This window comes from Paenibacillus sp. FSL P4-0176, from assembly GCF_037975265.1.
Classification (GTDB): Bacteria; Bacillota; Bacilli; order Paenibacillales; family Paenibacillaceae; genus Paenibacillus; species Paenibacillus amylolyticus.
Genome location: NZ_CP150242.1, coordinates 5567268 through 5593046, shown reverse-complemented (window position 1 = coordinate 5593046; position 25779 = coordinate 5567268). Strand labels below are relative to the sequence as shown.

The 25779-nt window shown below is 45.7% G+C and carries 17 protein-coding genes and 1 pseudogene; 16 read left to right on the top strand and 2 right to left on the bottom strand.

Annotated elements, in window-relative coordinates:
- Nucleotides 1-12: 12 nt before the first annotated feature.
- From MKY95_RS25900 to MKY95_RS25855, 10 genes are all read left to right on the top strand, one after another.
- Complete coding sequence (locus MKY95_RS25900; protein WP_339195089.1) at nucleotides 13-1125, top strand: glycoside hydrolase family 88 protein; 1113 nt, start codon at nucleotides 13-15, stop codon at nucleotides 1123-1125.
- A gap of 218 nt (nucleotides 1126-1343) precedes the next feature.
- Nucleotides 1344-2855, top strand: a complete 1512-nt coding sequence (locus tag MKY95_RS25895; RefSeq protein ID WP_282320451.1) for an extracellular solute-binding protein — start codon at nucleotides 1344-1346, stop codon at nucleotides 2853-2855.
- 346 nt (nucleotides 2856-3201) lie between these two features.
- On the top strand, nucleotides 3202-4470 hold the full coding sequence (locus MKY95_RS25890) for an S-layer homology domain-containing protein (protein WP_339195086.1): 1269 nt from the start codon (nucleotides 3202-3204) through the stop codon (nucleotides 4468-4470).
- A 396-nt stretch (nucleotides 4471-4866) separates the two neighbouring features.
- Nucleotides 4867-8160, top strand: a complete 3294-nt coding sequence (locus MKY95_RS25885) for a DUF5704 domain-containing protein (protein ID WP_339195084.1) — start codon at nucleotides 4867-4869, stop codon at nucleotides 8158-8160.
- Between the two features lie 171 nt (nucleotides 8161-8331).
- On the top strand, nucleotides 8332-10380 hold the full coding sequence (gene pulA / locus MKY95_RS25880) for a type I pullulanase (RefSeq protein WP_339195080.1): 2049 nt from the start codon (nucleotides 8332-8334) through the stop codon (nucleotides 10378-10380).
- A 487-nt stretch (nucleotides 10381-10867) separates the two neighbouring features.
- A complete protein-coding gene (gene pulA / locus MKY95_RS25875; RefSeq protein ID WP_339195079.1) occupies nucleotides 10868-13744 on the top strand; it encodes a type I pullulanase in 2877 nt (958 codons plus the stop codon).
- Between the two features lie 280 nt (nucleotides 13745-14024).
- Entirely contained in the window at nucleotides 14025-14654 is a 630-nt protein-coding gene (locus MKY95_RS25870; RefSeq protein ID WP_036674494.1) for a 50S ribosomal protein L25, read from the top strand.
- Nucleotides 14655-14817: 163 nt separating this feature from the next.
- Entirely contained in the window at nucleotides 14818-15339 is a 522-nt protein-coding gene (locus MKY95_RS25865) for a hypothetical protein (protein ID WP_339195077.1), read from the top strand.
- A gap of 271 nt (nucleotides 15340-15610) precedes the next feature.
- Nucleotides 15611-16582 (top strand): transcriptional regulator, encoded by a 972-nt coding sequence (locus tag MKY95_RS25860; protein ID WP_076212352.1) that lies wholly within the window; start codon nucleotides 15611-15613, stop codon nucleotides 16580-16582.
- A 42-nt stretch (nucleotides 16583-16624) separates the two neighbouring features.
- Nucleotides 16625-16987, top strand: coding sequence for an HIRAN domain-containing protein (locus tag MKY95_RS25855; protein WP_339195073.1), 363 nt, complete (start codon nucleotides 16625-16627; stop codon nucleotides 16985-16987).
- 20 nt (nucleotides 16988-17007) lie between these two features.
- Here the strand turns inward: MKY95_RS25855 and MKY95_RS25850 are convergent, their stop codons facing one another.
- A complete protein-coding gene (locus MKY95_RS25850; RefSeq protein WP_339195070.1) occupies nucleotides 17008-18111 on the bottom strand; it encodes a glycosyltransferase family 4 protein in 1104 nt (367 codons plus the stop codon).
- Nucleotides 18112-18326: 215 nt separating this feature from the next.
- On the opposite strand from MKY95_RS25850, the gene MKY95_RS25845 reads away from it, so the two are divergent.
- The 6 genes and pseudogenes from MKY95_RS25845 (at nucleotide 18327) to msrA (ending at nucleotide 24264) form a co-directional block, all read left to right on the top strand.
- Nucleotides 18327-18638 carry a DUF3817 domain-containing protein gene (locus MKY95_RS25845; RefSeq protein WP_036617062.1) on the top strand — a complete coding sequence of 104 codons (312 nt, stop codon included), beginning with the start codon at nucleotides 18327-18329 and terminating at the stop codon, nucleotides 18636-18638.
- 277 nt (nucleotides 18639-18915) lie between these two features.
- Nucleotides 18916-19734 carry a TerC family protein gene (locus MKY95_RS25840; protein WP_036617064.1) on the top strand — a complete coding sequence of 273 codons (819 nt, stop codon included), beginning with the start codon at nucleotides 18916-18918 and terminating at the stop codon, nucleotides 19732-19734.
- Nucleotides 19735-20236: 502 nt separating this feature from the next.
- A pseudogene (locus tag MKY95_RS25835) lies at nucleotides 20237-21699 on the top strand (RtcB family protein).
- Nucleotides 21699-23003 (top strand): AAA family ATPase, encoded by a 1305-nt coding sequence (locus tag MKY95_RS25830; RefSeq protein ID WP_339195067.1) that lies wholly within the window; start codon nucleotides 21699-21701, stop codon nucleotides 23001-23003. Before MKY95_RS25835 ends, MKY95_RS25830 begins: the two are co-directional and overlap by 1 nt.
- Nucleotides 23004-23312: 309 nt before the next feature.
- A complete protein-coding gene (locus MKY95_RS25825) occupies nucleotides 23313-23570 on the top strand; it encodes a GlsB/YeaQ/YmgE family stress response membrane protein (RefSeq protein ID WP_017686880.1) in 258 nt (85 codons plus the stop codon).
- Between the two features lie 178 nt (nucleotides 23571-23748).
- Nucleotides 23749-24264 carry a peptide-methionine (S)-S-oxide reductase MsrA gene (msrA, locus tag MKY95_RS25820; RefSeq protein WP_127551385.1) on the top strand — a complete coding sequence of 172 codons (516 nt, stop codon included), beginning with the start codon at nucleotides 23749-23751 and terminating at the stop codon, nucleotides 24262-24264.
- Nucleotides 24265-24344: 80 nt separating this feature from the next.
- Here msrA and MKY95_RS25815 read toward each other — a convergent pair whose 3' ends face one another.
- On the bottom strand, nucleotides 24345-25616 hold the full coding sequence (locus tag MKY95_RS25815; RefSeq protein WP_339195063.1) for a hypothetical protein: 1272 nt from the start codon (nucleotides 25614-25616) through the stop codon (nucleotides 24345-24347).
- Nucleotides 25617-25779: the final 163 nt, after the last annotated feature.

Sequence of the window (25779 nt, the reverse complement as noted above, 5' to 3'; positions counted from 1 at the left end):
GGAGGCTTGATCATGAAGGAAACACTGCAACTCACATCGGTGCGCATGGCACAGCAATTCATGGAAAGTTATCGCAACCATGAGCTGTATTCCACTTGGCATTATGAGAACGGCTGCTTACTGAAAGCGCTGGAGGAGCTGTATACGCACACGGGGGAGCAAAAGTATTTTGACTATATCCGTGAGCTGATGGATCATTTTGTTCAGGAAGATGGCTCCATTCGCTCCTATACAATCGAGGAATATAATCTGGATCAGATCAATCAGGGGAAATCACTATTCCTGTTGCATGAGAAAACGGGAGAAGAGAAGTATCGCAAAGCTGCGGAGTTGCTTATGACTCAGCTTAAGGGACAGCCACATACGAGTGAAGGCGGGTTCTGGCACAAAAAGATTTACCCTTTCCAGATGTGGCTGGATGGATTGTACATGGCTACTCCGTATCTGACCCAGTATGGCGCAGTGACGGGTGAAGAGAAGTGGTTTGACAAGGCGGCTCTGCAGCTCTTGCTGGTGGAGCAACGTACACGTGATCCGCGTAGCGGTCTCTTGTACCATGCCTGGGATGAGAGCAAAGAGCAACGCTGGAGTTCGGGTGAGACGGGATGTTCACCACATGTCTGGAGTCGGGCGATGGGCTGGTATGTGATGGCGGTTGTGGATACCTTGGATTATCTGCCGGTAGATCATCCGCAGCGCGGGCAGATTGTGGGTATCTTCGAACGGGTAGCAAACGCACTAGTGCATGTGCAGGATCAGCAGACCGGGCTATGGCCACATTTGTTGGATCAACCGGGACGTGAGCGGAACTATCTGGAGGCTTCCGGGACCTCAATGTTTGTCTATGCATTGGCCAAAGGTGTGCGTAAAGGATATCTGAGTGGCAAGTTCAAAGCGGTTGCGGAAAAAGGGTATCAGGGTCTGCTACAGCATCTGCTGCAAACGGACCGTGAAGGTGTGCTGTCCTTGACGCAGTGTAATGGCGGAGCCGGTCTTGGAGGAAGCCCGTATCGTGACGGGTCCTATGAGTATTATGTGACCGAGTCCATTCGGATTAATGATCCGAAGTCGGTCGCTCCGTTCATTTTGGCGGGAGTGGAGATTGAACTTTACAAGTCCAACTAACATGTACATGAGAACGGAGAGGGCAGAAATAATCTGAGGAAGCGAAGCGTTCGCCTAAAAGCTTTCTGAAAGAAAGCTACATCGGAAGCATAGGCTATCCCCGGATTTTCCCCTTTTTAAAAGGGAATCAAAAAATCTGGGGATAACAGCGATCTGAAGGTTGTTCTGTCATCGGAGTGGTCTATGTACATAACCTTATCCAAAAGGAGAGATGGTTCATGAGTCCAAAAGGTCCAATGTCCCGTTTAGGCGGAATCGTTGTAATTGGTGCAATGTCCGCTGGATTGCTTGCAGGTTGCGGGGGAGAAAAAGCACCTGCTGCAGGGGAAGGTAAACTTCCCATTTCCATCTCTTTAATGCAGGTAGGAGATATACCGGCCAAGGAGAACGGGATTGAAAAGAAGATTGAGGAATATACAAATACGGATGTTAATGTACAGTGGATTCCGCAGTCTGCTTTTGATGATAAGGTGAATGTTATGGTTGCTTCAGGCGAGATGCCGACCATTATGCGTGTGAATTATGTACCGACAACATTTAATGCCGCCAAAACGGGACTGTTCTGGGAACTGGGACCTTACTTGAAGGATTATAAAAATTTGTCTGCCCAATCCGAAGCTTATTTTAACAATATCAAAATTGAAGGCAAGGTCTACGGTATTCCGAACTTCCGGGATATTGGACGGACTGCGATCGTATATCGCAAGGACTGGTTTGATACGTTGAAGCTGGATATACCAAAAACGCTAGATGACTGGTATGAAGTGATGCGCTCTATTCGTAAGGATGACCCTGACGGGAATGGTAAGGAAGATACGTACGGTGCACTGCTTTTCAAAAAGTATAATGAGGGTGTCTCTTCCCCACTGACGCGGATTGCTGTAAGTATTGGCGGTGTTAACAAATGGGGAGTGGATGATGCTGGGAAACTGACCCCGGAGTTCTTGACCTCGGAATACGTGGATACGATGAAACTCTTCAAGCGACTGTTCAGCGAGGGACTGATTAATAGTGATTTTCCTGCTCTGGACCCTTCTGATGCGGACAAAAAAATGGATTCCGGCCTGGTTGGCATGAAGCTGAATGGTGTGGCTCAGAACGGAAAGTCCTCTCAGCAGCGGCTTACGCCTAACGCACCCGATGGAGAAATTGATGTGGCTCCGTTCCAAGGAACCGATGGTATTCGCATCGCCGGCGAGCCAGGAAACTACGGAATGCTGGTCATCCCGAAGGCATCCGTAACGGATGAGGAGCAATTGAAGCAGGTTCTCACGTTCCTGGATCAGTTGATGGATGAGGAATTGAGCGCGTTGCAGCTCCGTGGGTTGCTCGATGTGCATTACACCAAGACTGCGGATGGGAAAACCGAACTCAAAGATTTTGACGCTTATCAGCGTGAAGTGAAGCCATACCGGGATAATCTGTTAAGTATTGAAGGTTATAATGTACCTGAACTGGTTGATGTTCCCATTGGTATGAAAGGTACAAAGATGGCGCGTGAGAATGAGCAGTATGCCATTGCCAATCCGGCACTCACCTTGTCTTCGGCGATCTATACCGAGCGTGGTCAGGAGTTGGATCAGATGATCTGGGATGCCCAGACCAAGTACATTATGGGTAAAATCGATGATGCAGGTTGGGAGCAGGAAATCGCAAGCTGGAGAAAAGCTGGTGGTGATCAATTGATTACGGAATTGGAAGCTTCCTATAAGGAATTGAACGGAAAATAAAGCTGGGTGAAATAAAAAAAGGTTGATCAAATGGAATGATATGGTTTATTCTATGAGTGAATTCATTTTCCAATATCATAAGAAAGACCACACCCTTAAAGCATAAGGCTATGAATCTGCGGATTCATGGCCTTTTTTTGTGTTTTAGGCGAATGAAGTGGGTCTATGGAAGGAGGGGCGCACGCCTTAACGTGATGGGGATGGACGAAAAATAATACCAATAGCCTAGTACAACATGGTAGAATATTGATTATTATGGCAAATTTAGGTTTTGGTTATGAAGAGAAGTGACTAGGCTGACCAAGTAAAGCATCCCCATACTAAGGTACATAGGAGCGTGAGTAGATTGAAGAAGCAGATTAAAGGACACGAGAAGAAGAAAAAACGGAACGGTTGGATCGTCGGGTTGTTAACGACAGCTGTATTGGCAGGAACACTATTGCTCGTTGGACCCGTACATTTTACGTCAACAGCGAATGCTGCATCGGGAACAAGTGACACTGCCCTTAGCAAGTTCAAGGATATCAAGGGCCACTGGGCTCAAGCAACGATTGCCAAAGCGTATGAAAAAAACTTGATCTCTGGATACCAGGATGGAACGTTTCGTCCTAATGGCAAAATCACGCGTGGGGAATATGCGACCATACTTGCCCGTGCGACTGGACTGGAGAAGGTAGAGGGGCAGAATCCCTTTGCTGATCTCAAGGGACATTGGTCTGAAGCGGCGGTTAGCCAACTTGTTGGACAAGGATTCATTAACGCTGGCGATTATGCCAAAGGGTTCAATCCGAATGCGGAGCTAACGCGTTACGAGATGATGAAATGGATTGCCAATGGACTGATCAAGTCCGGAGCCAGCTTCCAAGATGCTTTTAACGATACAAAAAATACGCTGCTTCCCACACCGGAAGTGAACCGTGGCACCATTCGTGCTGAGCAGATTCCGTATCTTGCCCTTGTCCGTGGGACAGGCATTGTCGGTGGATTCCAGGATGGCACATTAAAACCCGCGGATTCCACCACTCGTGCAGAAGTATCGGCCATTTTACTGCGTTATATGGATGTGGAGGGCACGGATGCGGGGAAGTACAGTGATCTGAATGAGATGAGAGAGGTCGGCACGACGGGTACGAATTTAACGACCATTAGTAATTATAGGTATACGAAGAATTCGGTTAAAGTAAGTGATATATCTAAAGAAGAAATTAATTTATCTAATAAATCCGGTGTAGTTACACTCCATAGATATATCGTCGTGGATGTTACCCAAGGTAAAGCAAAAGGTATCTATGCACCATTATTTATTGGTCCAGAAACTCATCTTTTCAAAGGTAATTATATGGCTTTTGCAGATATATCTTTTACATCCAAAATTGATAAATCCAACTTAATCACCTTCAATGGAGGCTTATACAATGGTTTTTTACAGTTTAATCGATTGGATCTTAAGCACACCTCTAAGAACGGCTTAGTTACTATTCCGGAAAGTTCGAGAGATTTGATAAAAAAAGATGTGAAGAAAAGATTTTGGGTCACATCCGTTTTGGATGGAAAAAGGGGGGCGTATATCTTTAACGAAAAAAGTAAAAATGTTCTACAAATTCAAAATATGTAAGTAGTATTAAATGGTGGTGAAGTATTATTGTGGGTCCATGGTGAGAAAAAATCCTTAATTGTTATCTTAATTTTTCTTTTTAATATACTATGTTTGAATTTATCCTCGCCTATAGAAGCTGCAGGCTCGGATCCGTATGGGCCCAAGAAACAAGAAATTTCTCATACAATAGAGTCGTTAGAAAGGGTAGCAAATCCAGGTGTTTATTGGTACCAGCTTGATAATGGTAGCTTCAGGGCAGACCATACTAATGGACCAACTTACTCGGATAACCTTAATAGCAATTCGTGTTCTAGACCATTCCCGGCTGAGAAAGAAATACCTAACGAAGTCGATTTTTCCAGGTGGCCTGCTGAACATTGGCCAGAGCTCCAATCCCAAAGAATTACACAGCGAATGGTTGAAAACATTCGGATTAAGAGCGTAGATTATCAAACAAGCAATAAGCAGTTATTCTATACTGGGGTTGGTACTACGGTTATAAGAGAAGGTAGTACTATAGTAAAAATCATTACCAAAACAGGAGGTTCACACCAAGTAACTGAGTGGGATGATTATGAGAATGGTGGTAGAACAAATCAAGGTTGTCTCAAGCAAGTGGTAGCCTACCATACACCAATGGACATCATTTGGGAAGGCGATCTGGTTGAAGAAAAAGAAATCGATGTAACACCAGATTCGGTTTTGACTATTGGACAAACAAAGCAGATGAAAGCCGAAGTTAGCATAAGACATTATGGTGCGACAGATTTTAATGAGGGCATCGACGTATCGCGAAGGGAAGCAGAGATCAAATGGTTTTCTTCTGACGAGACAATTGCGAGTATAGAGTTGAAAACAGGGATGTTAACAGCTGAGAGTCCGGGCACGGTCACTGTGCGTGCAATCTGGAACAATGGTACATATCTCATCTCGGATACAGCCACCATAACCGTTACGTCTGAGCCAGGACTCGTGGTGAATTTGCCGAACGCTTGTAAAGCCAATACAACACCACTACAGGCGGAAGCAGTTCTAACCAAACCGGATCGCTCTGTTCATAAACTGACAGCTCATCCTAAATTGACGTGGCAAAGCTCGAATCCGGCTGTGGCAACGATTGGCGCTGATGGAAAAATCACGACAAAAGGGATCGTGGGTAGCACTACCATCAAAGCTCATTTTCTTGATTCTACTCAGCAACTGGATGAACAAGGGACTCAGGTGCTTGAGGTGAAGGACTGCACGGATAATGGAGAGGGTGGTAATGATGGCGATCCGGGGGGTGACCCTGCGAACACTTGCCCTGTGACCATCAGCCCACCGAGTAGAGGCACGGTTATTGAAGCATCGGTTATAGACCCGTCTGTTCGAGGTGTGTTGAAGGCAGACGAGCGTGGATCTGAGAAGTTCGATGTTAACCGTGGTATTCCAACTTCGGAAGATCTCTATGCCAATGTTTTAGCCAAGGAATATCTGTTTCAGCACCGTTGGGTTAACATGACAGGAACGGTGACTTACACCGTTAAGGTGAAAAGGGTTTATCATAAAACCTGGACGATCCCAGGAAGAGCCTCTAGTGGTGAGGGTGATCCAGGGACACCTCCTCAGCCCAGAGAACGTGATGTGCCCGGGGATAAAACTATGCAAGTAACAAGGACATATAGCTATTGGCAGATCGATAACCTGGAGGTATACAAGTTAAATGAGGCCAAGGTATCTAACTATGCGCTAGGCGGTTATGGTGACACCGTGACCCTGACGCCCAATGCATATACAGCACCGACTTTGCAATCGGCTATGGATACTGCGGTTACCAATCATGTGAAACCTGCGCCATGTCGAGAAATTGATCTTGGCATCAAAGGGGTTCCGGGTGGTTCTACTGAACCCTCTACGCCAGATGAAACGTCATTGTTTCAATCTGAAGCTGAAGCGGAGGTTAGAGAGAACACCGTTAATAACGACAAGGTAACCTTTAATGGAGCGACAATTATGGATCCTGCTCCTGTGACCAAAACCGCTCCGCAACCGGGAAGTATCCCCCAGCCTGGCATGATTGGGGATATTGTTCTGTACCAGAACCGTCTGACGATCAAGAACACATTGATGAACAAAGCTAACCAGCCAACCACGGGTGAGATAACGTATGGATTGCTCCCTGGTAATGTTAACGGAGGGCAGGATCAGAAGTTCCCCATTCTGGGCATTAACTCGGTGACAGTACATACTCCAGTTGTGAACTATGCCTGGGTGTCAGATGATCAGCCTCATAATCAGAAGACTACGCCAGATCCGACCAGAGCTGCACTTATTTTAGAGCGTCCATTCATTGTGCGGATACCGACCTCAGGGCAGCATCTGGATGTAGCAAGTTACCCTGGTTATGGAAACCATGATTATGCGAAATATTTCCGGATCAAACAGGTTCGTTTCCCATTTGATGTCTATAACGGTGCCAGAAATCAGTTTATTCCGGCCATGACTTGGGTGGATATTCCGGTAAATCAGTTGGACACTCCTTTTTATCTCCCTGTATGGGTAGATGAAGGGAATTACCAGGTTGAGTTTCGAAATATCGCCGAAAATGCACCTGCAAACTTCACAGAACAACAGGATGCCAACACCAATCTGACTCATCATGTCGCAGCAGATACCGTTGCTGTAGACGTTATCGGACGATTATATGATTTTCACATCACCGATATTTCAGACTACAACTGGGAGAATGTGTTCCGTAAGCGGATAGGCAGCCCCGAACCAACGGGTGTAAGCTACTGGACCGGAGGAAACAGTATAGACGGAGATCCCCGAGGTAATTTGGCTCACTATGTCCTGCCTATTCGTCCTGGCAGTCATCCGGTACAGGGGTTCCGAAATGCTGCAGTGAAGACGGGTTACCATTTCAAGTTTGATCTGAAAACCAAGGGTAATATGTTTGGGAAACAGGATGGTATCCGAATTACGCCGACGTTCTCTTTTGTGAGTAAAGATGGCACCACCCGGCAAGAAGTGGATTTATACTACCATCGAGGACAGGAACGACTCATTCGTATCGGATCGGCACAAGATTTAGAAAAACGCTTTGTTGTCCTGAACTCACGGTTGCGGAATGTCCCCGGTACGGAGTTAGGTGATACAGCGCGTTATCAGTATACCTATGAACTGTCGGCGGAGGAACGCAATCAGGGTACAATGGCGGAACATATGGTTCGTTTCGTGGATCAGACCTCTCATCATAAAACGTGGGTAGGTCGTTATGACTGGATGATTCTTCCTTCACAGATCCGTACACTCATTGGCCCAAAAGCAGATATTCCCTCCAGTGTTAATGTGGATCGGGCGAATGCAGCGATTCAGCGCTGGTATGGGGAATATAGCTTGCCAGCAGATGTATATGCTGTACCCAAAGGAACCGATCTCGAGTCGCTTTCCAGACAAAACCAGTTGGATGAGAAGGCAATGGTATTTCTGAGGGACGGTTACATTGCGGTTAACTTCAATATCGAAACATTGCGCAGTGGCAATACGAGTGCACCGCATCTGCAATATATTCATGCACCGTTGATGAATCAATGGCAAATGGAAGGTTTTGATAACAGCCCGGTAGATGGTCAGGGAAAAAGCTGGCCGATGCAAGATGGGGACGTGGTTTTGTACCACGCCGATCAATCCAGCCGGAATGATTTCCAATCCCAGGTACCGCATTAGGGAGATATCGTTTTACCCATAAAGAAGGCAGGCGTCATGTAAATCTACATGACGTTTGTCTTCTTTTGTGTAATTCGGATTATGGTTGGGTAGCAGAACGGGTATAAAGGGTAAGAAGCACTCGTACCATCCATGTTCATCAATTTTCTCAACGAGAGGGGAACAACACATATGATTGAAGAGGATAAGCAGGAACTATTGATTTCAGAAGATACATACAAAGGAAGAGATTTAGGTGTCACATTAGAAGCACAAACCTGTCACTTCAAAGTCTGGTCACCGTTAGCTGTTCAGATGGAACTACTTCTGTACCCACCTTTGACAGGGGGGAGCCCGGAGGAAGAGCCCAATCAACGGAAACAGCAGGCGCTACCTATGCAAAAGAAAGAACAAGGCATCTGGGTTCTGGAACTGGAGGGTGATTTAAGTAGCTACCGTTACATGTACAAGCCTACTTTCGAAGATGGACATTCAACTACTGCTGTAGATCCCTACGCACAAGCAGTGACCATGAATGGAGAAATGGGTGTAATTGTGAGACTGGAGCAGACACATCCGAAGGGATGGAGTGAGGATATTCGCCCGGAATTGACCAGTTCTGTAGATGCAGTCCTGTACGAACTGCATGTACGTGATTTTTCCATTCACCCATCATCTGGTATAACGAATAAAGGCAAATACATGGCTTTTACCGAGACGGGTCTGCGTGATTCGGAGGGCAACACACTGGGGATCGATCATTTGGTTGAACTCGGGATTACCCATGTGCATCTGCTACCTGTATTTGACTTTGCGACGGTGGATGAATCCAGAGTAGATGGTGATACGTCTGATGGCTCCAACTATAACTGGGGATATGATCCGCTCCATTACAATGTCCCGGAAGGTTCCTATGCATCACGTGCAGATGATCCGGAGACACGAATTCGTGAGTTCAAATCAATGGTGCTTGCCCTTCATAACAAGGGAATAGGTGTCATTATGGATGTGGTATATAATCATACCTTTAATACAGCAGGCAGCTCCTTTGAAAAACTTGTACCAGGGTACTACTATCGTCAAAACGCCGATGGGACCTACAGCAATGGTTCAGGTACGGGCAATGAGGTGGCTACTGAACGCACCATGGTTCGCAAGTTTATCATCGATTCAGTCCGTTACTGGGCAGAGGAGTACCATGTGGATGGTTTTCGATTTGATCTGATGGGTCTGATCGACACAACTACGATGAAACAGCTTGCAGCGGAGTTGCACACCGAAGTGTCACCTTCCATATTGTTATATGGTGAACCATGGGGCGCAATGGATTCGCCGCTTGGTGATGATATGACCCTAAAAGGAACGCAGCGCGGGGCGGGTTTTGCTGTGTTTAACGATAATTTCCGCGGAGTAATCAAGGGAGACAGCGATGGCATGGGTACGGGATTTGCGACGGGGGCGGACGGAAAAGAAGACGAATTATGGACTGGCGTCCGGGGAGCCATTCAGGATTTTACGGATGGTCCATCTGAGACGATTAACTATGTAACAGTGCATGATAATCTCAACCTGTGGGACAAAGTTGCACGTACACAAGGACTCCACGATACCTTGAATTTCCTCACCTATGACGAGGATGGAAGTATTCGTGGATGCCAGAGTGTGGAGGAGGCCGTAGAGAAGTCTAAACCTTACCTGCAGATCGATCCAGAACACATTCTGGAGAATGAGACCGTTAGACGTTGTCTGCTTGCCAATGGTATCGTGCTAACCTCCCAGGGTGTGCCTCTGATCGCTGCTGGAGATGAGTTGCTTCGCAGCAAATATGGGGACGCCAACAGCCACCAGAGTGGAGACGTGGTCAATGCCATACATTGGGAGCAAAAGCAGCTGTTCAAGCCGGTGTTTGACTATTATCGTGGGCTGATCCGTCTTCGGCGAGAGCATCCAGCCTTTCGACTTCGTACCTGGGAGGAGATCGAGAAGCATATTCGTCTAATAGAAAAAGGCAATGGGCTGTTAGCCTATGAGCTGAACGGTATAGCAGCCAGCGATTCATGGGAACGTATTGTTGTCATCTATAACGCGGCAAAAGAAAACCATGACGTCTCTGTTCCCACAGGGACATGGAATGTGATTGTAGAAAAAGGACAAGCAGGCGTTGATACGATACGTACCATACAGGACGGACAGGTACATGTGAATGCGATATCCCTTACGGTGATGTATTCCAATTCCTAATGAACGCAAAGCTTGCCAAGAATTGAAGGCTGCCAACAGACCATTAGTAAAATCGCTAACAAGGACACGTTCAAGATATCCAATCAATCAAATTTAATCAAATAAATTGAGGTAAAACAAATCCCCCTTTCCCGTAAGAAAGGGGGATTTGTTGATGCGTCAGAAACCACTGCCTTGGTCGCAGGGCTATACATTGTCATGTCTGGAACTTTTTTATGCTATGCACCTGTTGGTGCATTTTAATCTCAACCAAATGACATCCTGCAATTTATTCTTGTATATTCCAAACTTTTTTTGTCAGGACAGGTACAAATGCTGTCAATCTATGGCGCTTGTTTTCATATCCTATATTTTGAAAGCGATTGCTAATTGAATACGCAAATTGGACCGATATGATGAGTACAGACAACCCCGGGTTGACAAAACACGTCCCGCTCCGTAACATCGGGACAACACGAAATCAATGGATATAAAGGCGGTGGGAACGATGCCGGAATGGACTTCTTTTTGTTACGAAGGCAACGATCTTGGCTTAACATATACTCGTGCAGCAAGTACTTTTAAATTGTGGGCACCTACGGCACAGCAGGTTTATATATTGATTTTTGACGATGAAGGGCATTACAACGATAGTGGTAAAGTACAAGATCATGAAAATGGGCAGGAACATACTCTGACGTGCGATGCGGACGGAATATGGAGTCTGAAGCTCAGCGGCGATTGGGCAGGACATTATTATATGTACCGAATTATCCATGATAATCAGCGGGTTGAAGTGGTTGTTGATCCTTACGCCAGAGCGGTAACGGCTAATGGGCAACGAACGGCTATTATAGACCCGGAGACCACGAATCCAGTCGATTGGGACCTGGATGTCAAACCTGCTTTTCTACGTCCTGTCGATGCCGTGTTATATGAGTTGCATGTCCGTGATTTCTCCTCAGACCCACATGCAGACATTCCGTATAAGGGAAAATATCTGGCATTCACGGCATCCGGTCTGACGGATAGAGCAGGCAATAGTATTGGCGTAGACCATCTTGCCGAACTGGGAGTTACTCATGTACATCTTCTGCCTGTGGCGGATTATCAGACGGTGAATGAACTTGCTACGGCAGATGTGGGTTCAAATGTCAGAGCACCATACAACTGGGGGTATGATCCCCAGCATTATAACGTTCCCGAAGGTTCGTATGCGACAGATCCTCGTGATCCTGCAGTTCGAATTCGGGAGCTCAAATCACTCGTTCAATCGCTGCACAGACAAGGCATTCGCGTTGTACTTGATGTTGTCTATAATCACACGTATAGCGTGGAAGAGGGACCTTTTGAACGGATTGTACCAGGCTATTATTACCGTTATCGGGAGGATGGCACCCTCAGTAATGGTTCTGGTGTAGGCAATGAATTGGCGACAGAACGTCCAATGGTGCGAAAATATATTCTGGATTCTCTCCGATATTGGGCAGAAGAATATCATGTGGACGGATTTCGATTTGACCTCATGGCCCTGATTGATACGGAAACGATGAATGAATTGACACGTGAATTGAAGGAACAGATCGATCCGGCGTTTCTGATCTATGGGGAACCCTGGATGGGTGGAGATTCACCTTTGGACCGTAAAACATTAAAAGGAACCCAGCGAGGTCAGGGGTTTGCAGTATTTAATGATCATTTTCGCAGTGCAATCAAGGGCGATAGTGATGGCAGTGGCAGAGGGTTTGTTACGGGTGCCGGAGGGCAGGAATATGAGCTTATTAGGGGATTAGCAGGAGCACTGGATGATTTCACATCTTCACCTGTGGAGGTTGTCAATTATGTAACTGCCCATGACAATCTCAATCTGTGGGATAAAATTGCGACAACGATGAACCTTAGACAGGAATTAGGGTTTCCCGTATGGAAGGACGGACAGCCCGTGGGTGGAGGGAGTGCTGAGTCCGCGGTAAAAGCAGCAGATCCTTATCGGTATGTGGATGCAGATGATGTTTTGAATCATGAGATGGTTCGTCGCTCTTTACTGTCTTCCGGTATTCTGCTTACATCTCAGGGAATTCCGTTTCTGCATTCAGGGGATGAGATGCTCAGATCCAAAGCCGGTGATCATAACAGTTATCGGAGCGGGGATGCGGTGAACGCCATCACATGGGCCAACAAATCACGGTTTAGACCAGTGTTCGACTACTATCGTGGTCTTATTCATTTGCGGCGAACACATCCCGCTTTTCGTATGATTGATGCTGAACAGGTACGAAATCACCTACGTGTGATTCGTGCGGATGGCAATGTAGTTGCCTTTATACTTCAGAATGGTGCGAATCAGGACACCTGGAATCAGATTATGGTCATCTATAACGGAACAGAACATGAGCAGCATGTTGACCTGGGGGAAGGGGACTGGCATGTTGTAGTCAATGATCATCAGGCAGGCACAGACGTGATCAAGACTGTTCGTGGTACTGTTCAGGTAGAACGATGGTCCTTAATGGTACTGTATGACACAGAGCATGCTGGAGGCGCTGAACCATCAACAGTGGAGATTAGTTTTCCTCGCCACGTATATAGTCCGAAGGAGACTACTCAACTGCGAGCGATCGTACGGGACAGTATTGGCAATGTGGTGGAAAAAGCGCCAGTTACCTGGACTTCTTCTGATCCGGATATTATTCAGATCCAGCCTGATGGAACAATCCATGCACTGGAACGAGGAGAAGCTTCGATTACAGTGCACTGTGGGGACATAACGGCAAGTTGTATGTTACAAGTGGATTATCGTCATGCTGAACGAATTGAAATTGTGGGTGAACCTGTCATGTACATGACTCGAATCAGTCGCTTCCGTGCCTTGGTTCTGGATCAATTTGGTCAGCCGCTTCAGGATTCGAATATACGCTGGAGCTCTTCTCATCCAGAACTTGCAGCGGTGAGTGCAGCAGGGATCGTACGTGCGATGACACCTGGATTAACCCATATTATTGCTGAGGCTGGAGGAATCCGGGCAACGCTTGGCGTAACGATTCATAAACAGATTTCGCGAACCGTCACGCTTCGATACGAACGGGAAGACCAGCATTATGAAGGTTGGGATGTCTGGGTATGGGGCACAGGTATGGAGGACGGAGCAGTACGGCTGGAACAAGTCGGTAATGCCGCCGAAGCCCGCTTCCGCGTTGCTCCGGGTCTGCATCACCTGGGATTGATCATTCGATTGAACGAATGGGAAGCTAAAGATACGTGCGGGGACCGTTACGTGGACATTGTACCTGAAGACGGGGATGTACACATTATTGTCCGTAGCGGATCAGACGAGATGCAGATCATTCGTGAAAGCGAAAAAACAGAGGATCGTAATAGCGCATAGTTTCTTTATGTATAACTTTAAATGTAGTTCGTCAAAACCTTGATAAATCAGCAGTTGGAAGAGATTCCGACTGCTTTTTTGGTCTGATTATATGCCTTATAACTTGCCAAAAAATAATTAATTGTCCTGTTTCGTGTTTGAGATCCTCTATCATTGGGGTAAATATAGATATGGCCCACGATTCGGCCAAAGGAAAAAAGACCATTATGGTCTATGAGATAAGCCTCAGTGCTTTCCAACAAATATAATGTAGTGATCCCTTGAAGGAGGATGTTCAATCATGAAATCCAACGGAAAAATGGCTCAACTTACAGCAACGCCAAGAACGGAAAAGAAAGGTGCAGCACTGCGCCTGTTAAGACAAGGCGGACGAGTTCCCGCAGTCGTTTACGGCCCGGGACTTGAAGGTGCTTCAATACATGTAGATGAAAAAGAAATGCTGAAAGTGGCACGCACAGGCCGCTCCGAAATGTTCAACCTGAATGTGGAGGGCGGTAAAACGCTTCCGGTGCTGATCAAGGATCAGCAAGAGCGTAACGGACGTTTGTTGCACGTAGACTTTTTGCAAATTTCCAAGAACAAGCCGATTAGCGTAAGTGTATCGATCGACTTCCAGGGTACAGCGGCCGGCTCGAAAGCTGGCGGTGTATTCCAGACACAGGAGACACAGCTGGAAGTAGAAGGATTGCCTGCGGATCTGCCAACGTCCATTGAGGTGGATGTCAGTGGATTGGACATTGGTGATCGTTTGACTGCTGCGGATATCAAACTCGATAAAGGTTTGACACTCGTAACATCACCTGAATCCATCATTGCGTCCGTCATGCCGCCACAAGCCGCTGAGGAAGAGCCAACAGCATCTGCTGAGGAAGCTGAACCGGCAGCTGAAGAAAAAGCTACAGAAGAATAAACCAAGCTACGGGATCTTGCCAGATCTCATGCTTAACCAGAGCCCAGTCCTAGTGACTGGGCTTTTTTTGCTGAGCAAGAGAGTTCAATAGGCACATCGTTCGCATGAAAAATGAGAATGTACTACAATACATGTTAAAGGGTAAGAAAGTAGGTTTAATTCAATGTTTGATCCAACAGTGTATGACAATCTGAAAGTCGGGTTTGAGAATTATCTCTATGATATGGATAACCTGGACGAACGTATTCAGATTACGGGGCGTAAAGATCGGCTGGAGATGGCAGTGATGTCCAGAGAGTTCACATTACAATTTTGTCTCAGGGATCGTCCGGAAGTAACAGGCGAGGTTGTGTTAAGTAGTTCCCTAAATGAGCTCGCAGCGGAGATCCTGGAGACGCCTGGCGCTCATCCAGGTTGTCGTTTGGAAATCCGGTTTGGCATGGTTATGAAAGAGCCTGAGAGGCAGTGCCCAGCCATTCGTTCGATATTACAGGAGAGCTGGCCTGAGCAGAGGATATGCCAGACTATCCAGTATATCTTTGATGAACAGCCAATCATTTATAACGTCATGGCTCACGTTTGTTTTGACCGCAGTGTGAATGAAGACCAGATGGGGGACATTGCTGAACTCTGTGAGCATATGGCAAATGTGATGAATCAATTATTACAGTTGCATAACCAGTAATTCCGAGAAAAGCCTTGTCTCTTTGTGGAGATCAGGGCTTTTTTGTATTATTTTTAGAAAATTGTATAGGCTTTCAGGCTTAGGTTTAAGGTCTTTTGGGTTAATGTTTTACGCAAGCGAGTAAGAGAATGTATATTAAAAGGGGGTAAGAGTGCAATTGGACTATACAAAAATGGTGAAATTGCGAAAATAATATTGGGACTAAAGATTTAGTTCTGTACTAAAGGAACTAGTTTTCCTTGCCGATAAAATATCGAAGGGGAGAAACTACATGACAGAGAAATTAATTCGTCTGCTGCGTATACTTCAGGCTATACAAGCAAATCCTGGAATTTCGGCCAAGGAATTGGCGCTGAAATGCGGTACGACTGTACGCACGATTTATCGTGATCTCCGGATTTTGGATAGGGTCGCCCCGATTATGAATGAAGGATACGGCAAAGGTTACCGATTTATTGGTGAGTTTGCGATGTATCCATTAGATTTTACTGAACAGGAAGCAATGGTTTTCTCCTTGCTCCCGTCCGTAGTTGATACCTCCAAGTTACCTGCTGAGTTTGATTCAGCGTTTGACAAGGTTATGTCGGCTCATACCAAATTAAAATCAAGAAACAGTGACATTGTAGAGAATATTGCGGGAATTATTCGGATGGGCACGCCAGCTTATCGCGAGGAAGGAAAAGACCCTAATTTGCTGATTCCCATTATCGAATCTATTCTAAGCCAGCAAACCATTCGTACTCAATATCATACGCTGACAAGAAATGAGATCACAGTCCGGGATATCGATCCCTATTATCTCATTCCACGTGATCAACGTTTTTATTTGATTGGATACTGCCATTTGCTGCAGAAAGTTCGATTGTTTCGGATCAGCCGTTTTTTGGATGTGACACGAACAAATGCCGGTTTCGACAAGGGTGATTTCAACATAACGCAGTATATGAAGAACACATGGTCTATTGACCGTGGCGACGAAAATATCCATTTCAAGGTAAGATTCTCTGAGAAAGTGGCCCCCTACATAAAAGAAGAAGAAATGTTTGTTCGCCCGCGAATGACGAATATGTCCGATGGGGGATTGTTATTTGAAGTGACACTGAATAGCAGCAGAGAATTTTTGAAATGGTTGTATCAATTTGGACCCGAGGCAGAGGTACTTGAACCTCGTGAGTTCCGTAGAGAGATACGCAGGCAACTTGTCGAGTGGTTGGAACATTATGAAACCGATGTATCTTTGTAAAAATTTTAATCATGGAGAAGTACAGGAAAAGGAGCAGGTAATATGAGCACCAAATTATTCGCAGCTATGTATGGGATGGACCACTACGATGGAGTACAGGCTCTACATGTGGGGGATACCGTGTATCTCGTCAAAGATCCAGATAATCGTTTGGATCATCAAGCAATTAAGGTTGTTATTCCCCCGATTGGAGCCGTAGGTTATATCGTTAATGATCCGCTGGTCGTACCTCATGGATGTTGGGCCGGGACGGCATTCTACGATGTGTTTCATCAACTAACGTGTGCCAAAGTACGATTCATGATGAGAGATATGGTGATTATGGAGTTAATTGAGATGAGTCACATTCCTGTTCCGCAGATGGATTCTTTGATTAAGGGATGGCAATTTCGTGAAAAAGCTTGATCATCGTAACAAAAGAAGGCTCATTTACGGATGAGCCTGGTATAGGTCGCTTCCAGATGCATGGCTGTTCTTGCCCAACTGAAATATGCCCTTGCGCTGTCTCGGCCAGCCTTTCCTAACTTCTCGGCAAAAGTGGGATTGCTTGCAAGTTTGTACAGGTAAGAGGTGAAACGTTGAGGGCGCTTATAAGCAGTGACAAGGTATCCATTGATACCTGATTCAATAATCTCGCGAATACCTCCGTTATCCGAAGCAATGACGGGTAATCCTGAAGCCATCGCCTCAACATTAACCAGGCCAAAAGCTTCATGTTCTTGAGACGGACAGACCAGACAATCGACTGCCCGATACAACTGATCGATATGCTCATGGTTTATCTGACCACGGAAGGAAACATGGACCTTATGTTTTTGGGCAAGTTCGCGAAGTTTACGCATGTAATACGGAGGTCCTTTGCCTGCAACAACCAGTTGAACAGATACCTGTTGCTGAAGGAGGGCAGTCGCACGAATTAATACGTCTACACCTTTTCCAGGGATCAGCCTGCCGACATACAGAATAGAGAATGGTTTAGTTACTCCAAATTGTGTACGCAGATGAATCTGTTCTTCGCTGGATTCAACAGGTCTGAAGCGGCTTAGATCTGCACCCAATGGAACAACACTCATCCGGTGTTTTACCAACGGAAATCTGCGGCCTAACCTTTGTCGTAGGGAATGACTGTTGACGGCAATCCAATCAGCTTTTTTCATTAATGTGAGTTTGGAAGGCCCGGGCTGAGCAAACGTTAATGAGTGAAGATAGAGTACAACGGGAGTGCGTGGAAAGGCTCGTTTGATGGTAGCCATACTTCGTGGCCTGTTATCCACTTGAATTACATCATAGGGTTGTTGGGATAACAAACGTATGACTGCTTTGGTGTACATGACAGGACTCGACGCAGGGACACGTTGAATGGTGATCCCATCGATCTGTTCTGTGGCGGCGAGACCTTGCATTTGACGACTTATAATGGTCACCTGATGGCGATGGGCTAGTTCACGAGCGATGCCCAGGATACAGATTTCCACGGAACCATTACCGGGCAAAGGCAATTTCTCGGGTGCAACCATAGCTATTTTCATGATCCGGCTCCTCCTTGTCCGACATCTGTAACAATCTTCGTCATATATCTTATGAGAAGTTAAAGCATTTGGCTCCTGCGAAATGGTAGGTGAGCCAACCATATAAGCGTGCAGGAATAATCTGCTACATGGCATCAAGCGAGATATTCAGCTTTTGTGATATACTGTACGGGAACAATTGAATTCGTTACATGTATAAAAGCAGGAGGAAAATAATGTTACATTCTACGCTGGGGCGCTTCCGGCTGATGTTGTGGTTGCAGGGCATTTCGTACGTGTTGTTACTGTTTGTTGCTTTTCCGTTGAGAGATGCTGGGGTTATGCCGCAGGCTGTCACATGGTTTGGGAATCTGTACGGTTTTTTGTTTTTAATGTATTTGTTATTTATGGTGACTATGTACACCTCACAGAAATGGCGTCTGCGCCGTCCAATTGCTCTGTTCTTTGTTTCTTTCATTCCACTGGGGAATATGATCTACGATGTTGTCGTATTCCGTAAGCTGTATCGTCAACTAAATAAAGCTTGACTTTATTTAACGTTATGAAATATGATGAGTACAGGTTAATCAACCCGTTCCAACTAAAACTACATATTCCTGTTAAAGGGGAGTAGCTTTTACAGTAAAGTCGTCAATTCGGGATCATATCCCCGGCTTTATTGGCAGCAATTTTGTTGTTAGCGAGACCTTTACCAAGTTTTCATGCTCGGTAAAGGTCTCTTTTTGTGGATATAAAAGGACCTTACCAGTGATGGTAAAGGTCCTTTTTTTTGTACATCATAAGAATATTAAGGAGGAGTCAATTTTGGATGTTTCATTATTATTAGAATATGGGTGGGTGCTTGCTGTCTTAGTGGTCCTTGAAGGATTACTCGCAGCAGATAATGCATTGGTACTCGCAATCATGGTTAAACACTTGCCTGAAGATAAGCGCAAAAAAGCGTTGTTCTACGGTCTGATGGGTGCATTTGTTTTCCGTTTAGGTTCATTGTTCCTGATCTCTTTCCTCGTCGATGTATGGCAGGTGCAAGCGATCGGTGCCCTGTATCTCCTGTATATTTCGATTAACCATATCGTTAAAAAGATACTGGGTAGTCGCAATAAGACAGATGAAGCAGCTGATTCAACGCCGAAGAAACCGAAAAAACAATCCGGTTTCTGGATGACCGTTTTCAAGGTCGAAGTAGCGGATATCGCATTTGCAGTTGATTCCATTCTGGCTGCTGTTGCTTTGGCTGTGGCGTTGCCACCAAGTGGATTGCCTCCAATTGGCGGACTCGACGGTGGACAGTTTATCGTTATCTTCCTCGGTGGATTCATCGGGCTTGTGATCATGCGTTTTGCAGCCTCATACTTTGTGAAATTGCTTCATTCCCGTCCAGGACTTGAAGTTGCGGCCTTTGTCATCGTAGGTTGGGTAGGGGTTAAGCTGGCGGTTATTACACTCGCACACCCTTCATTGGGTGTTCTGGATGAGCATTTCCCGGAAAATAAAATTTGGAAATTCGGATTCTATATTGTACTGATCACCATTGCGGTATGTGGTTGGTTCCTGTCTTCCAAAGTTCCTGAAAAAGAAGACGAAAATCCGGTTGAAGAGTTAGAAAAACAAGCAGGACTGTAATAATCATGTTACGCTAACAACATCATTATTATTTGGAAAACAGGAGATTGTCCTAGGACAATCTCCTGTTTTTGTTTACATATGCAATCTACACCATGGACCAATTTCCAAGAAAAGGGTTGACACATGAATTCTAGTCCCCTTAATATAAGACTAACATTAACGAAGGGAGGCCGAGAGACATGATGCTTGGTTATGATTTGATTCAAACAGGGCGCAACGTAGACACAATAGCATATCCGGCTCATCGTTTCATTGGCCTCATACGGTCGACATAGGGGATAGGCATATCGTTTAGCAGGTTTTATAATCGATATGCGTTCTTCGCTTATATTATAGCGATGGATGACAGACACACAGCATGTTTATGCTGTTCTGTTCTCCGTTATTGTCATTCAGTAGAAGTCATGGGCGACTAGCCTATGGCTTTTTTTGGTTTTATTTTACAGATGAATCAGCAAACCGAATTTGCTGAACGTACAGGAAGGAATAATACACTTTTATGAATACAGAATTTAATTTATTTACTAATCCAAACGAATTAACAGGTGCCTACCGGCATGAAGTAAAATTGCCTGCAGGTGATTTAATCGTATATGCGGCGCAACAACTCTTCTCCTCGCTTGATTACAAGGTGTTTGAGATGGCAAACAATAATCTGCAGATTCCGGGAATTTCTTATATGAGTTATACGCCAGACGTACACGTCGGTGTAGGTACGTGCATTGGAACGACAGCCGTGTGGGATGCGCAGAGCGGATATGTTTCTCCCTCCATCGTGGGCAGTGACATCGGCTGTGGCATGCGAGTGCATATGACAAACTTACACAAGGACGAATTGAAAGACATCAAGCTCCGCCGCAAACTCGTCAAGGCCATTGAGAAAGTATTGCCGATGGAGGCGAACCAGCGAGGTCATTACTCGGATATCAGACTGGAGCATATTGTTCGTAAAGGCCTGCATGGTTTACCCAAAAAGTATATTCCAGACAGCTATACACCGAAAAAATCAACCGCGATGACACATGTGGAAAGCAGCAAGTTCAGTTACGATGAGGATGTGTTAAACCACGTTCCTGATATGACATGGCATCGTTCGCATCGTCAGCTCGGAACACTGGGTGGGGGGAATCATTTTGCCGAGATCCAGGCGATTGAGATCGCTGAAGAGAATCGTGAAATCGCCGAAGCTTGGGGATTGTATGATGGACAGGTCGTGGTCATGATTCATTCCGGCTCTCGTGCGTGGGGTGGTTATGTAAGTCAGACGAGTTCGTCAGCGATTGCCAAAGTCATGCAGCGGCTTAACCTGGGTACATCCGATCCCAGACTGGTATTTGCTCCACTGGAGCATGCGGAAGGTCGTCATTATGTGAACATGATGTATTCTGCATTGAATTACGCTGTTGTCAATCGTCATCTGATTGCGTATGCTATTCGCGAAGCATTCCGGGATGTGTTTGGCTCCAAATATGAATTTCGTACGTTATACGATCTGATGCACAACTATGCCTGGGAGGAATCTCACGCAGACCAAGGTTCCGTTTTTGTACATCGCAAAGGGGCGACACGTGCGTTGCCGGCAGGTCATCCGGACAATCCAAAGCCTTATCTGGCAACAGGGCATCCGGCGCTTATTCCGGGTTCCATGGGAACTGCTTCATATATCATGGTAGGTCAGCCGCAGGGTGCTGATAATTATTATTCAATATGTCAGGTGCGGGTCGAATCCGTTCACGGACGGCAACAAAACGATTGATTAGCGTGGAGGATTTTGCTACGGCACTGGGTGTGGGTACAGAAGATGAGATCGTGGTAAATCAACGCTCACTTGAATCCATTATTGATGAATCACCTCAGGCTTATAAAAATGTAGATGAAATTATAGACAGTGTTACCGGCGCAGGCCTGGCTCAAGTTGTAGCCAAATGCAAACCGCTTGTAGCGGTAAAGGGAGCGAAATAATGACAATAAACGAAAAACAAACAGATCCAACCCAGGCGATCTATACTTATGACGAACAACATGATACCCGAATTCGAGTGGAGGGGTACGCCATCTATTCAAGGCTGATTCGTGGAATCAGTGAGGCACTTCATCAGCGCTATGGAGTTGAGTACAAGCTGTATGCCAGTTCCGACCCGAACAATGAATACTGGGAGTTACTCCGGGAAGACCTGCAAAATGGCAGTGACGAAGTGGAATTGGTCGCCCGTATATTCGAAGATCTGGAGCTTCAGACCTTGCATTACGACGATGATGGAGATGTGCCTACTTATGGTGTGCATTACTCCATTCGCAACAACGTATTTGCTTATCCGAAATGGGGCGTAGCACTTGTGCGGGTTCCATTTTTCAGAGAGAACGGGATCTACAGTGAAGACTTTGTCTTTGCCATCGGTGATGAGGAGATGAAGCAATTTCTGGGAAGTGTCCGGGAACGGGAACGTCAGCAAAATATGAAAAAAGTAACGGTCTACACCGATGCCCGTAATGGCAGCGATCGTCACGTCGAATCCATCACTCGCTCCGTGGGAAGAGAGGATGTTGTTCTCTCGGCACAGATCAAGCAGGATATTTTCCGCTCGCTGGATCAGTTCTTCGAAGCGGATCGTTCTTTTTACAGAGATTATGATATCCCGTACAAACGGGGCATTCTATTGTATGGGCATCCGGGAAACGGCAAGACCACGTTGGTAAAATCCATTGCTGGAAGTATCCCGGGCCCGGCTGCGTATTGGCAGATTACGGAGTATACCAACAGTGAGTCGGTGCGTGAAGTGTTCGAGGCTGCCAAGCGGTTGGCACCGATGGTACTGATCATTGAGGACATCGATTCGATGCCGGATGAAGTCCGTTCCTTTTTCCTGAATACACTGGATGGAGCTACGTCAAAAGAAGGCATTTTCCTGATCGGGACAACGAATTATCCGGAGAAAATAGATCCTGGCCTCATGAACCGTGCTGGACGGTTTGACCGGGCTTATGAAATTCCGTTGCCAGATGAAGCGCTGCGCCTGCAATATTTGCGCCAACGAGGCTTTACCGTATTTGCGGGTGAAGAAGGCACGGTAGAAGCAGCTCGTCTGACCGAAACGTTTTCTCTTGCACAGCTAGGTGAGTTGTATGTGAGCGCTGCGCTGGAATGGCATCAGAATGGACAGACAGACATTGTGAAAGTCATTCAGTCGATGCGTGGCGAGCTGGACAAGAGCCATAAACATACTTGGCTGGCGCAGCCAGGTAAGGGCCGTGCAGGCTTTTATTGATCAGACCTAACCCATCCATCCTATAATATGACGCAATTTTATAAATAATCCTACCTCAATTGGTGATACTAACCTTGTCTGCTCTAACATACAATGACTTTCGGGAGGTACATAACGCAGCCCTGAGCTGGTGAGATGCCGGAAAGTAACGCGATCTGTTTCCATACCTGACTAAGGCTTGTTTTGCAGAGAAAGATGCATGGGGACAAAAGGTAATATGCAAAAATTTTTATGCCAATTGTTTAAATGCTTCTGTAGCGGTTAATAGTAGACAGACAACAACAAAAACTTTAATTAGAGGTGAATGATATGGGTTGGTTATGGTCATTAATTATCGGTGGTATCATTGGATGGTTGGCAGGTTTGATCGTTGGTCGTGACATTCCAGGTGGTGTTATTGGTAACATCATTGCTGGTTTTATCGGTGGATGGTTAGGTGGAGTAATCTTGGGCGATATGGGTCCTGAGATGGGCGGATTCTACATTGTACCTGCTTTGATCGGTGCGATCGTTCTTGTAGCCATCGTAAGCTTGATCTTCCGTTCGATGGGACGTAGTCGCGGGTAACTTAATCAAGATAATTTCTTGAATTAGTTGTCAGCTAAATGTTTTACCAATGAAGAGGTTGATTGAGAGCCATAACCATGGCTTTCAATCAACCTCTTGTTGTTTTAAAATATAAGAATGTATGCGTAACTTAGCATCAGTATTCTATAGATAGTTTCGATAAGAGGGGATGAACAGAATGGAAAAAGCTACATTCGCCGGCGGATGTTTCTGGTGTATGGTTACACCGTTTGAAGAACAACCGGGCATTCATGGCATTATATCGGGTTATGCTGGCGGTCACGTCGAGAATCCAACATATGAGCAGGTCAAAACCGGGGAGACCGGTCATGTCGAAGTGGTTGAAATTACATTTGATCCAGATGTATTCCCTTATGAACGACTGCTGGAGCTGTACTGGCCTCAGATTGATCCGACGGATGACGGAGGTCAGTTCCAGGATCGGGGGACACAGTACCGTACGGCGATTTTTGTGCATAATGAACGTCAACGTGAGCTTGCTGAACAGTCCAAACAGGAACTTGCTGCCAGCGGACGATTCAATCAACCCATTGTTACGGAAATTCGGGATGCAGCTGTATTCTATCCGGCTGAAGACTATCATCAGGATTATCACAAGAAAAACGAAAAACATTATAAGGAAGACCGTGCGTTATCCGGACGGGACGAATTTATAGACGAGAATTGGAAATAGGATGATATTCTAATTTGCCAATGTAATAAGCCGGGAGAGCTCCTTATGGAACTCTCCCGGCTTATTATTAAATCGAGTATTTATTTTGCAGAATTGGACTTCAGTACATATTTGGACAATGTCTCATCGTTCATGGAATAGATGACATCATCCACATAAGTTGAAACACCTTCTAATGAAGGAACCGAGGCACTGGTTGTGTAGATATGCACGTCTTCCAGCGTCTGTGGATCAAGAATGTATCCTGTTTTGGCAAAATCAAGCTGATACTGACCATCCTGTGTCTGGTCAACACGCATAAGTGCAGGCTGTGCGTCCTTGAATGTACGCTCAGTCACTTTGCCTTTCATCGTGTACAGTTCCAGCTTCTGCCCTGTAAAGACTGTATAACCGTTGCCAGCCGTCTGAATGTAGGCATCACCAGCAATGGCACGTCCCCAAGCAAGCTTGCCATCGATGCCAAAGCCCATCAGTCTGTTACCGGTGTTCTCAAAATTGGCGCGCATAATGATGGAACCATCGTCGAGAATGGCCAGCGATTCACCGCCGCCATCTCCTAATGTATTTGCATTGGCAGGGAATTGGTAGAAGGACAGACGATTCAACGTACGATCATAGATCTCTACTTTGGGATTAGCTGCTTGCTGCCAGAAGTTTCCTACCTTCGTTTGTTTACTGGCATCCACTACAATTCGACCATGATCAGCTTTAAGCACGTTACCGTTGATGGTCTTTTCAGTAATCAGCTTGCCCTTTTTGTCATATAACGAGATGGCGGAGCGAACCGAACCATTCGATTGCACGCCCTGACTTGAAGCAACCATCAGCGTATCGTTATCCAATAGGGATATGCTTGCAGGTGAATTCACCGTTTTGACCCAGTTGGTTTTACCGGATGTATTGAATGAGTACAATTTTTTGGTTTTGTCTGAATATTCCATATACACATAAGCTGTACCGTTGCTGGCATATACCGAATCGGAGTAGGTGGTATAAGGACCACTTTTCTCATGGAATATCGTATTCCACTTCAATTGTCCAGTTGTAACATCGAATGCTTGGAGAGAGTCCAGTTGCCAGTCGAGTGTTGTTTTGCTACTTGTTTTGGTCACGGGTTGGGAGGCATGTACATATACAAGATTTTTGGATGGCACGGCATGAATTCCCTTGATCAGGACATCTTTCTCTGTATTAGCCTCAGATAACATCAGGGACGATGACGTCCACGCCGGTTTGGGCATGGATTCGGTTGAAGCAGCGGCGTAACCTGTTGTATTCATGGTGAAGAGGAGCATGCCGCTGAGAATGAGGGCAGCCCATGTTTTGGACTTGTGTTTGGTCAATGTATGCAAGTGATAAACCACCTTTCTTCTTCGGTTCAAAATAGAACCGATTGTTGAATTTTACCATTAAAGTCAAGCTGAATTCAACCGAACGCACTGTAACCTTTTATCATTGGTTTGTCGAAATGACTATGTTTGGAGAAGTGTAACGGTTACAGGGAATTCATCTTCT

Bases quoted from the DNA above. Each gene is read 5' to 3' on its own strand.
- MKY95_RS25830 (WP_339195067.1), top strand. From the start codon at position 21,699: ATGACAATAAACGAAAAACAAACAGATCCAACCCAGGCGATCTATACT.
- MKY95_RS25895 (WP_282320451.1), top strand. From the start codon at position 1,344: ATGAGTCCAAAAGGTCCAATGTCCCGTTTAGGCGGAATCGTTGTAATT.
- MKY95_RS25885 (WP_339195084.1), top strand. From the start codon at position 4,867: ATGGTTGAAAACATTCGGATTAAGAGCGTAGATTATCAAACAAGCAAT.
- msrA (WP_127551385.1), top strand. From the start codon at position 23,749: ATGGAAAAAGCTACATTCGCCGGCGGATGTTTCTGGTGTATGGTTACA.
- MKY95_RS25860 (WP_076212352.1), top strand. From the start codon at position 15,611: ATGACAGAGAAATTAATTCGTCTGCTGCGTATACTTCAGGCTATACAA.
- MKY95_RS25865 (WP_339195077.1), top strand. From the start codon at position 14,818: ATGTTTGATCCAACAGTGTATGACAATCTGAAAGTCGGGTTTGAGAAT.
- pulA (WP_339195079.1), top strand. From the start codon at position 10,868: ATGCCGGAATGGACTTCTTTTTGTTACGAAGGCAACGATCTTGGCTTA.
- MKY95_RS25870 (WP_036674494.1), top strand. From the start codon at position 14,025: ATGAAATCCAACGGAAAAATGGCTCAACTTACAGCAACGCCAAGAACG.
- pulA (WP_339195080.1), top strand. From the start codon at position 8,332: ATGATTGAAGAGGATAAGCAGGAACTATTGATTTCAGAAGATACATAC.
- MKY95_RS25855 (WP_339195073.1), top strand. From the start codon at position 16,625: ATGAGCACCAAATTATTCGCAGCTATGTATGGGATGGACCACTACGAT.
- MKY95_RS25850 (WP_339195070.1), bottom strand. From the start codon at position 18,111: ATGAAAATAGCTATGGTTGCACCCGAGAAATTGCCTTTGCCCGGTAAT.
- MKY95_RS25825 (WP_017686880.1), top strand. From the start codon at position 23,313: ATGGGTTGGTTATGGTCATTAATTATCGGTGGTATCATTGGATGGTTG.
- MKY95_RS25845 (WP_036617062.1), top strand. From the start codon at position 18,327: ATGTTACATTCTACGCTGGGGCGCTTCCGGCTGATGTTGTGGTTGCAG.
- MKY95_RS25900 (WP_339195089.1), top strand. From the start codon at position 13: ATGAAGGAAACACTGCAACTCACATCGGTGCGCATGGCACAGCAATTC.